Annotated in this window: 10 protein-coding genes and 1 pseudogene; 10 read left to right on the top strand and 1 reads right to left on the bottom strand. The window is 66.4% G+C overall.

From position 1 onward, the window contains the following. A pseudogene (locus DSP71_RS24330) lies at positions 1-159 on the top strand (DUF4233 domain-containing protein); the annotation flags it as partial. Between the two features lies 1 nt (position 160). Further along, complete coding sequence (gene ndk, locus DSP71_RS18715; protein WP_017830321.1) at positions 161-577, top strand: nucleoside-diphosphate kinase; 417 nt, start codon at positions 161-163, stop codon at positions 575-577. 68 nt (positions 578-645) lie between these two features. Here the strand turns inward: ndk and DSP71_RS18720 are convergent, their stop codons facing one another. Further along, positions 646-1,263 (bottom strand): vitamin K epoxide reductase family protein, encoded by a 618-nt coding sequence (locus DSP71_RS18720; RefSeq protein WP_046749244.1) that lies wholly within the window; start codon positions 1,261-1,263, stop codon positions 646-648. 223 nt (positions 1,264-1,486) lie between these two features. Between DSP71_RS18720 and DSP71_RS18725 the strand changes: the two genes are divergently transcribed. From DSP71_RS18725 to DSP71_RS22540, 8 genes are all read left to right on the top strand, one after another. After that, on the top strand, positions 1,487-1,813 hold the full coding sequence (locus DSP71_RS18725; protein ID WP_113681797.1) for a hypothetical protein: 327 nt from the start codon (positions 1,487-1,489) through the stop codon (positions 1,811-1,813). Between the two features lie 550 nt (positions 1,814-2,363). Continuing rightward, positions 2,364-2,951, top strand: coding sequence for a hypothetical protein (locus tag DSP71_RS18730; RefSeq protein WP_113681798.1), 588 nt, complete (start codon positions 2,364-2,366; stop codon positions 2,949-2,951). 77 nt (positions 2,952-3,028) lie between these two features. Further along, on the top strand, positions 3,029-3,604 hold the full coding sequence (locus tag DSP71_RS18735; RefSeq protein WP_113681799.1) for a hypothetical protein: 576 nt from the start codon (positions 3,029-3,031) through the stop codon (positions 3,602-3,604). Then, a complete protein-coding gene (locus tag DSP71_RS18740; protein ID WP_113681800.1) occupies positions 3,601-4,206 on the top strand; it encodes a hypothetical protein in 606 nt (201 codons plus the stop codon). The genes DSP71_RS18735 and DSP71_RS18740 overlap by 4 nt, the downstream gene beginning before the upstream one ends. After that, the gene (locus DSP71_RS18745) at positions 4,206-4,583 is read left to right on the top strand and encodes a hypothetical protein (RefSeq protein WP_113681801.1); all 378 of its coding nucleotides are present in this window, start codon (positions 4,206-4,208) and stop codon (positions 4,581-4,583) included. The genes DSP71_RS18740 and DSP71_RS18745 overlap by 1 nt, the downstream gene beginning before the upstream one ends. A gap of 222 nt (positions 4,584-4,805) precedes the next feature. Beyond that, positions 4,806-5,258, top strand: coding sequence for a hypothetical protein (locus tag DSP71_RS18750; protein WP_147251396.1), 453 nt, complete (start codon positions 4,806-4,808; stop codon positions 5,256-5,258). Then, complete coding sequence (locus DSP71_RS24695) at positions 5,255-5,512, top strand: WhiB family transcriptional regulator (RefSeq protein ID WP_113681803.1); 258 nt, start codon at positions 5,255-5,257, stop codon at positions 5,510-5,512. The genes DSP71_RS18750 and DSP71_RS24695 overlap by 4 nt, the downstream gene beginning before the upstream one ends. Beyond that, on the top strand, positions 5,509-5,843 hold a 335-nt coding region (locus tag DSP71_RS22540), incomplete at its 3' end, for a hypothetical protein (RefSeq protein ID WP_181800782.1). The genes DSP71_RS24695 and DSP71_RS22540, both read left to right, overlap by 4 nt.

A 5,843-nucleotide genomic window follows, 5' to 3' on the forward strand; every position in this document is an offset into this window, starting at 1 on the left:
TCGGCGTTCTTCGTCCCCTCCATCCTGCTCGTCGTCCTGATTTTCGGCGGGATGTGGGCGTATGCGACCATCGGAGGGGCCCGACTGGACGCACGACGCCCCGTCGAGCCCTCGACCGAGACTCAGACCACGCAGATCTCAGACACAGAGAGTGAATGACATGGCCACCGAAGAAACCCTCGTCCTCGTCAAGCCCGATGGCGTCGCTCGCGGCCTCACCGGCGCGATCCTCGCCCGCATCGAGGCGAAGGGCTACGCCCTCGTCGACATCCGCCTCGTGGAGCCCGACCGTGACCTGCTCGCCGAGCACTATGCCGAGCACGAGGGCAAGCCGTTCTACGAGCCGCTGCTCGAGTTCATGCTCTCCGGCCCGTCTGTCGCGATCCGGCTCGCGGGCAACCGCGTGATCGAGGGCTTCCGCTCTCTCGCAGGCACGACCGACCCCACGACCGCCGCACCGGGCACGATCCGTGGCGACTTCGGTCGCGACTGGGGCCTCAAGGTGCAGCAGAACCTGGTGCACGGCTCCGACAGCCCCGAGTCCGCCGCGCGCGAGCTGGGAATCTGGTTCGACTGAGAACCCGTCCACATGCGAAGAGCCCGTCCACCGAATCTCGGTGGACGGGCTCTTTCCGTGCTGCAGCCTCAGAAGATCATGCCGATGACCTCGCCGAGGAGGTCGAGGCCGCGCAGCTGAGCGAGGAGGATCACGACGGCGTACGCGAGGATCGTGGCGAGCGGGACCCAGGCCATCAGCCGGTTCGCGCGCTCCTGCACCTTCTCGTTGCCGGTGAAGCTGCCGTTTCGTGTCAGGTGCAGCATGGTGGCGAAGAAGGTCGGGATGGTGACGGACCAGGTGAGCATGCACCACGGGCAGAGCACACCGAGGTTGGGGGCGTAGATGCTCTGCCAGATCAGCCAGCAGACGAGGCCGAAGGCGAAGGTCACGCCGGCGCCGAAGGTCAGCCAGAACCACCGGGGGAACCGTGAGCCGGCGAGCAGTGCGACGCCGACGAAGAGGGGTGCCATCCACCCGGCGATACCGAGGATCGGGTTGGGGAAGCCGAAGACCTCTCCCTGCCACGACTCGAGGTTCTTCCCGCACTGGATCATCACGCTGACGTTGCAGCTCAGCACGGCGTCGGGATTGGCCGCGAGGACGAACTTCTCGACCGTCAGCTGGAATGCGGCGAACCAGCCCACCACACTCGCGATGATCAGCCAGACGGCGTAGACGACGGGGCGGGTGCGCTGCTCGCTCATACTGGGGATTATCCCAGCGCCTGCTATGGATGGGGCGAGAACAGGCCGGACAAAACTCGCTGCGGACGACGGGATACCGCGAACCGACCCACTTGGTGCGATAAAGACGGATCGGCCCAAATCGTCCCGCTATTTCTGAAATCAGGCGGAACTCTCAGGCCAACAGTAGCAAGGTGGGCCGTAGATCACGGCCCACCTCACGGCCCACCGATAGGGTCGCTGCATGAGCTACATGGTCCCGAACATCACGCCGGAGATGATGGCGTCGCAGGATCGATACCGGACGACGCTGGCGGCTCAGCGCACCGCACGAGCTGCGGAGGGCACCAAGAAACGACTGAAGCGAGTTGTCGGCGCGCTAGAGGATCAACTAGATGTTGCTCAGGCCACTCAGCTAGCGATGGAGACACAGCTCGAACTAGCCAAAGCCGCACAGGCCTCGGCGGAGGCGGCTCAGCGCTTCTCCAAGTGGATCTCAATCAGCTCGCTGATCGTCGCCGTAGCGTCACTGGGCGCGGCGGTCGCGGCGATAGTCGTCACGATTCAGTGAGCGCGGAGTGCGGCGAGCGCGATCCTGGGGATAAGCCTGTGGACATCTAGCGCGTATGCAGCACTAATTAAGCGCAGATGAGAGGGACTATCCGCGAGGTCGACAGCGCGCCGCCTACGGAGTAGTCTCGCCGGGTAGGGGCTAAGCCAACTTCACACTCATGCCGCCTCGGGTGGGCGCTCGGATACGAGAAAGCCGCCCGGTCTGCCAGGACACGGGCGGCGAAGGAATCTCTATGCTCAGCCTACCTGCCGTCGTACTCCCTCGCACCCCTCGCCGGGTACCCTTCACTCGCGAGCAGCGAGCCCGAAACGAGCGTGCCGACGCGCGTCGCGCACGGCTCCTCCGGCGAGCGCGGTCACTGTCCATCCATCAAGACACGGTAACTATAGGCACCGCACATGATGCGCGTTACGCACTAAACGCGACTCAGAGGGTCTACTCGCTACGCAGCAAGCTCCGCAACTGCGGGCAGGTCGGCCACAAGTGCGGCTCGGCGCTCTGCGCCGTCTGCTCGACAGGCCGGGCCAGCCAGCACCGTAGAGACCTGATGAGCGCTCTGGGGAGCCAGCACCACGGCACCGCACTCATGTGGACCGCCACGATTTCCAGCACGCCCGGACGGGCGCTCAGGCCGCAGTGGGGAGACCTCTCACAGGTCCTCGCAGCGACCCTCAAAGGCGGATGGCTGAGGCGCAGGGGCGTAGCCGGAAGCGCTCGCGCCATCGAGCCCAAGCGGGGCAGTGAAGCGTGGCACGTGCATGCTCACAGCCTGATCGTATTTTCAGAAACGAAGAGCCGGGAGGATTCCGTCGCGTTCGCGCTATCCCTCCGAGATCGCTTCCTCCAGCAGGCCGAAGCGCTGGACATCGACGCCGGGCCTCAGGGGCAGCATGTCCGCGTGGTGACAGACCTCAGCATTGCCGTGGACTACATCACGAAGGATCGGGTTAGCGCGAACGGCACGAATAGCGCTTCTCGCCTGTGGGCATCGGTTCACGCCGGTGACGCAGACGCCCTCTCGCTCATTCACGAGCTGGAGGCTGGGGCGTTCCGCCGCCGCGCGTGGGAGGTGACCGGCGTCTGTCAGCCGCCCCTGGACTTTGATGATCTTCTCCGCCGTGGGGCTATGGGTTAGCGCGTACGCGCGCGATAGAGGACCGGGTATCGGTCGCTGATGACCGAACGATGACGGTGCGGTCGATTACTTAGTACATGAGCATCGAGATCACCGCAGCACGTACCCGCAGCGCGGGGAGACCGTGCGCGGTGTGCTCTCTCCCCTCCGCGCAGCGCACAGCCTTGGAGACCGCCCTCGCCGCAGGCAGCTCGATTTCCAGCATTGCCAAGCAGGATTGGGCCCCCGGACGCGAGTCGATCACGCACCACCTGAAGGGTGGGCACCTTCCCGCGCAACTCCAGCAGCAGGCTGAGCGCGCCACCGGCCTGGACTACACCTCCGTGGTGGGCCGGATCTCCGACATCGCGGAGCGAGCACGGAGCACCGCTATCGAAGCCGCCGAGGCAGGCGACCGTGCAGGCGTCCTACGAGCTGGAGACAGCGAGCTACGCGCCCTGTCGATCCTCGCCACGAGCGGGGAGACCTCCGAATTCGAGATCACGCAGCGGAGCGCGCACCGTGACCTGAGCGTCGCAGTCGTGCGCCTCGCCCGTGAGGGCTCTGTCGCCGTCCAGGCCATCGCAGACGAGCTGGAGAGCATGCACCGCCCGCTCCTCGCAGATGAGATCCGCGAGCAGTTCCCTGAATCAAGAAATGAGATCGCATCATGAGCAGCAAGCAGACTGAGACGCCGAGCGAGAAGCTGGACCGACTGCGCGCGGAAGTCGCCACTCACCAGAAGAGCGAGACCGCCGTGCCTGTGGTCCAGGCGGGCGATGTCATCCACGCCCTGGCCACCGGCCTCTCGATCTCGCGCACCGCATCCCTTTGGGGAGGTCTCCCGCCGCTCCTCCTCACCCGCGGCGACCGCATCGTGGTCACCGCGGAGATGGTCGCCGCCGACCGCGACAGACACGGTCGCCCCGGTTGGACGTCCATGGTCCACGACCCCGACCGGCAGCTCCGCCGCTGGGGGAAAATCTTCCTGGCACCGGGCGAGCCGCCCGAGGGCATCGAGCCTTGGGAATACGGCTCCAGCGAGTGGGCAGAGGCCCGTGAGACGGCACGGAAGGCCGCGTGGAACGAACCGAACCCGCAGCGCCGCGCCGTGGCCCTGGACGACGTGCAGCGCGTCTACGGGGCCGCGCCGACGACGTCCACGATCACGGCGACGATCAAGGGCGATGCCGACTATGACGCGCAGCAGCAGCGCATCGCGGCGAGCGCGACCACTGGCGGTCCGAACCTCGGCCCTTCTCGGACGAGCTACTGATGCCCGCGGCGTACGGCAACAAGAGCAGGTCGGTGCACACAGCCGTCCGCGATCTCGTGAGCCTCTACCTGGACGCCCGAGGCATCCCCTCGACGTCGAAGCGCACGCCGACGAGCCTGTCGGACTCGCTGGGGGAAGATGCACTGGACCCTGATCTCGCCCTCGATGGCGTAGATCTGAAAGTGACCTCGCGGCTCCGCCCGTTCCGGATCTCGGAGGATCTGGAGATGGCGCAGCGCACCGCCGCGATCAGGGGCACCATGCTGGGCGCACTCATCCAGTGGAGGTCCGAGCAGCCCATCGAACAGGCGTACGCCATCGTCAGCCTGGACGACTTCGCCAAGCTCGTCCGCGGCGATCACCTTCCGCCGCCTTGACCCGCAGACTCCCGTGCAGCCGCGCTCCTTCCTTGGCCTCCTGCACGGGTACCGCTGGGTGAGTTTCAGAATCCTCACCTGGCACCCGGCCCCGCGGCGGATTCGGACACGTCGCGGGGCCACCCCCTCAGCCCCGGCCCCTCACAAACCACCCCCATGGGGAAGCTGGCAGTGAGGTCGAAACCCTCGTGAGGGGTCGGTCTCTCACTACCTGGAGTCATGATGAGCAGCAGCAGAGCAGCCAGAAAGATCCACCCCCGCGCGCCGTGGGTGAAGCATCCCGGTGTGTACGCCGCGCCCGATCCCTGGCTGCTGTGGGAGGCTCCCCGCGGACGTACGGCGCACCCGGCTACCCCAGGGGCACGGGGCACCAAGTCGAGCGCTCAGGCGCGTGCAGACGCCGCCACGGGGGTCTCTCTCGTAGACCCGCCGAAGGTGCCCGCGACGAGCACCTTGGTCCCCGTCTTCATCGACGGCAAGCGTGTGCGCGTACCAGTCGATTGGGACATCGCAATCGACTCCAGCCACGAGCGGAGTCAGCTCTACCTCCGCGAGCCGGGCGGGACGCTGCACGTGCTTCTCCTCGACCAACAGGGCCTTCTCCGCGAAATGGCCGGACTCCCTGCGGATCTCGTCTCCGACCTCGTCGCCAAGTACTTCCCTGGACGACGATGAGCGCAGCAGCGGCCTGGGCGGAGCTGAGCCGAGCCCTCCTGGTACTCGCGCCCGCGTGCGACGGCGACGACCGGTTCATCTCAGACGGTCGTAGCTCAGCCACCTCCACCGAGCTGGCTTCGATCTGCGCTGACTGCCCAGTGCTGACCGTTTGTCGCTCGTACGCATCCGAGGCGAGGCCACACACGATGGCTGGATTCTGGGGAGGGCGCTGGAGGGGCAAGCCGCTCCAGCATGAGGCGGTGAAGACGTGACCTTGATCCCCATCGGGCGCAAACTCGTCTCCGCCGATGCTCGACCTCTTGGCCCTGACGCCGTGGTGGATGCTGTCCTCGCGGTGAAGCACTCACGCGCGACGCCGACACCCGATCTCCTCGACGCTCTCCGTGACGTCGGCCCCGTCGCCGTCGATCTCGTCGTCGTCAGCTCGGAGTGGATCGAAGGCAGGCCGGTGCTCACTTTTGGAATCGAGAACTACGAGCCCCTACCGACAGTGCCGCCGCAGCTCTTCCGGTACGCAGAGACCGCCGCGGGCGTGTGGTGGAGTGGATCGAAGTTCGACGCATGGCGTGAGGGCTCAGGCCG

Source organism: Microbacterium sp. H6 (genome assembly GCF_003314775.1).
Lineage (GTDB): Bacteria > Actinomycetota > Actinomycetes > Actinomycetales > Microbacteriaceae > Microbacterium > Microbacterium oxydans.

Bases quoted from the DNA above. Each gene is read 5' to 3' on its own strand.
- DSP71_RS18750 (WP_147251396.1), top strand. From the start codon at position 4,806: ATGAGCAGCAGCAGAGCAGCCAGAAAGATCCACCCCCGCGCGCCGTGG.
- DSP71_RS18725 (WP_113681797.1), top strand. From the start codon at position 1,487: ATGAGCTACATGGTCCCGAACATCACGCCGGAGATGATGGCGTCGCAG.
- DSP71_RS18735 (WP_113681799.1), top strand. From the start codon at position 3,029: ATGAGCATCGAGATCACCGCAGCACGTACCCGCAGCGCGGGGAGACCG.
- DSP71_RS18740 (WP_113681800.1), top strand. From the start codon at position 3,601: ATGAGCAGCAAGCAGACTGAGACGCCGAGCGAGAAGCTGGACCGACTG.
- DSP71_RS18745 (WP_113681801.1), top strand. From the start codon at position 4,206: ATGCCCGCGGCGTACGGCAACAAGAGCAGGTCGGTGCACACAGCCGTC.
- ndk (WP_017830321.1), top strand. From the start codon at position 161: ATGGCCACCGAAGAAACCCTCGTCCTCGTCAAGCCCGATGGCGTCGCT.
- DSP71_RS24695 (WP_113681803.1), top strand. From the start codon at position 5,255: ATGAGCGCAGCAGCGGCCTGGGCGGAGCTGAGCCGAGCCCTCCTGGTA.
- DSP71_RS18730 (WP_113681798.1), top strand. From the start codon at position 2,364: ATGAGCGCTCTGGGGAGCCAGCACCACGGCACCGCACTCATGTGGACC.
- DSP71_RS18720 (WP_046749244.1), bottom strand. From the start codon at position 1,263: ATGAGCGAGCAGCGCACCCGCCCCGTCGTCTACGCCGTCTGGCTGATC.